The organism is Clavibacter lycopersici (genome assembly GCF_003576405.1).
In the GTDB taxonomy this organism is placed as follows: domain Bacteria; phylum Actinomycetota; class Actinomycetes; order Actinomycetales; family Microbacteriaceae; genus Clavibacter; species Clavibacter lycopersici.
Window position 1 is genome coordinate 1 of sequence record NZ_QWGT01000361.1, and the last position, 1,894, is coordinate 1,894.

The window sequence follows — 1,894 nt, forward strand, 5'->3', positions numbered from 1 at the left end:
TGGACCGCCCCCGCCCTGCGCGGCCGCAGCACCTGGCCGTGGGCCGCGCTCGCGGTCGCCGCGGTGCTCGTGGTCGCCGCCGCCGTCATCGCCGGGATCCCCGGCCTCCTCATCGCGCTCGGCGTCGTCGCCCTCGTCGCGGGTCTCATCCCGTTGATCCGCCAGGGCTCCGCCTGGATCCCCGGCGTCCGCACCCGCGCCACCGGCGGCGTCGCGGCCGGCCTCGCCCTCGTGCTCATCGCGGGCGGCGCGGTCGCCTCCACGCTCGAGACGCCCGCGGACACCGTCGCCGACCCGGACACCATCGAGATCTCCGACTCCCGCCCCGTGCCGGAGTCGACGGACCTCGCCAACCCGCTCCCGATCTCGGCCGACGGACTGGTCGAGATGGTCGATGTGACGCGCATGACCGGGGCAGACGCGGGCGACACGCTCGCCGCGTCCGGCTTCGTCATCGCCTTCGCGGACGCCGCGGGGAGCGCGCTCGTCCGCCAGGACGTGTGGATCGTCGCCCGCCAGGATCCCGCCGCCGGCACGCGCGTCGAGCCCGGCGCGACCGTCACCCTGACGCTGTCCGCGCCGGCACCCGAGCGGATCGCCCTGCCGGTCGTCCCGAAGGCGCCCGACATCCCGACGCGCCCGGGCACCCGGCCGGGGACGCAGAACCCGGGCACGCCCGCGAACCCCGGCAACGGGAACGGCAACGGCGGCAACGGCGGCAACGGCGGGAACGGCGGGAACGGGAACGACCCCGCTCCGACGCAGCCCACGAACCCGCCCGCGACCGACACGCCCACCGTGCCGACGCCGGACCCGGAGCCCCAGCCGACGACGCCCACGCCCGTGGATCCCGCGCCGTCGCCCGAGCCCTCCCCCGAGCCTCCCGTGGAGGAGCCGGCCCCGGAGCCCACGACGCCGCCCGCTCCGCCGGAGCCCGAGGTGCCGGTCGAGCCGCTGCCGGAGACGCCGCCGGCCGAGGGCTAGCCCTCCGTCGCGTCCGGATCCGCGTGCGGGCCGGCCGCGCCGCGCCCCGGGCCCGTGGTCCGGAGATGCGCCCGCTGCCCGTCGCGGTCGAGGATCGTCAGGATCTCCGCCACCCCGCGGTACGCGCTCATCCCGTGGGGCACCATCGTCGAGAACTCGGCCGCGTCGCCCTCCTCGACGAGGATGGTCCGCTCCCCCAGCTGCAGGCGCACCGTGCCCGACAGCACCGTGAACCAGTCGCGGCCCGGGTGCACGCCGAGCTGGTCCACCGGGAGCGGCCGGGACGGCGTCATGCGCATCTTCGCGACGAACGCCCCGTTCCCGCCGCTGCCGCGCGACAGGATCCACGTCGTGCGGCCCGCCTGCGCGTCCTCCTGCGGGCGGATCACGACGTCGGCGTCGTCGCCCGACTCGATGAGCGCGTCGAGCGACGTCTCCAGGGCCTGCGCGATGGGCACGAGCTGGTCGAGCGCGATGCGGCGGTGACCGGTCTCGATGCGACTGAGCGTCGACGGGCTGAGGAAGCACCGTGCCGCGAGCGCGTCGAGCGACCAGCCGCGGGCCTCGCGGAGGCCGCGGATGCGCTGGCGGACGAGGGCGTCGAGATCCGGCTCTTGCGTCATGGGCAAGATCGTATGCGCGCACGGCACGGGTGCGCCAGCCTGGATCCATGAGCCACCACCACCCGCACGCCCCGCACGCGCACGGCGCCGCCGACCCGTCCCTCGCCGTCATGCTCGACCTGGACGCGCGGATCCTGCACGGTCACCTGCTCGAGCTGACCACCTGGATCCGCCGCCTCGCCCGCGACACGGCCGGCCGCGTCGTGGTGGACCTCGGCGCGGGGACGGGCACCGGCACGGTCGCGCTCGCGCGGCGCTTCGGCCGGGCCGAGGTGGTCGCCGTCGAC

General features: G+C 76.7%; 2 protein-coding genes and 1 pseudogene. 2 read left to right on the forward strand and 1 reads right to left on the reverse strand.

The features are described 5' to 3' along the window. Positions 1 to 984, forward strand: a 984-nt coding sequence (locus tag DZG00_RS15075; RefSeq protein WP_119455799.1) for a PASTA domain-containing protein, incomplete at its 5' end; no start/stop codon positions are given. On the opposite strand, the gene DZG00_RS15080 is transcribed toward DZG00_RS15075, so the two are convergent. Then, positions 981 to 1,607: an XRE family transcriptional regulator gene (locus DZG00_RS15080; RefSeq protein ID WP_119383169.1), complete on the reverse strand. Its 627-nt coding sequence runs from the start codon at positions 1,605 to 1,607 to the stop codon at positions 981 to 983. The genes DZG00_RS15075 and DZG00_RS15080 overlap by 4 nt on opposite strands. Before the next feature lie 47 nt (positions 1,608 to 1,654). On the opposite strand from DZG00_RS15080, the pseudogene DZG00_RS15085 reads away from it, so the two are divergent. Beyond that, positions 1,655 to 1,894, forward strand: a pseudogene (locus DZG00_RS15085) (class I SAM-dependent methyltransferase); the annotation flags it as partial.

Excerpts from the sequence above, each read along its gene's own strand:
- DZG00_RS15080 (WP_119383169.1), bottom strand. The coding sequence starts at position 1,607 with ATGACGCAAGAGCCGGATCTCGACGCCCTCGTCCGCCAGCGCATCCGC.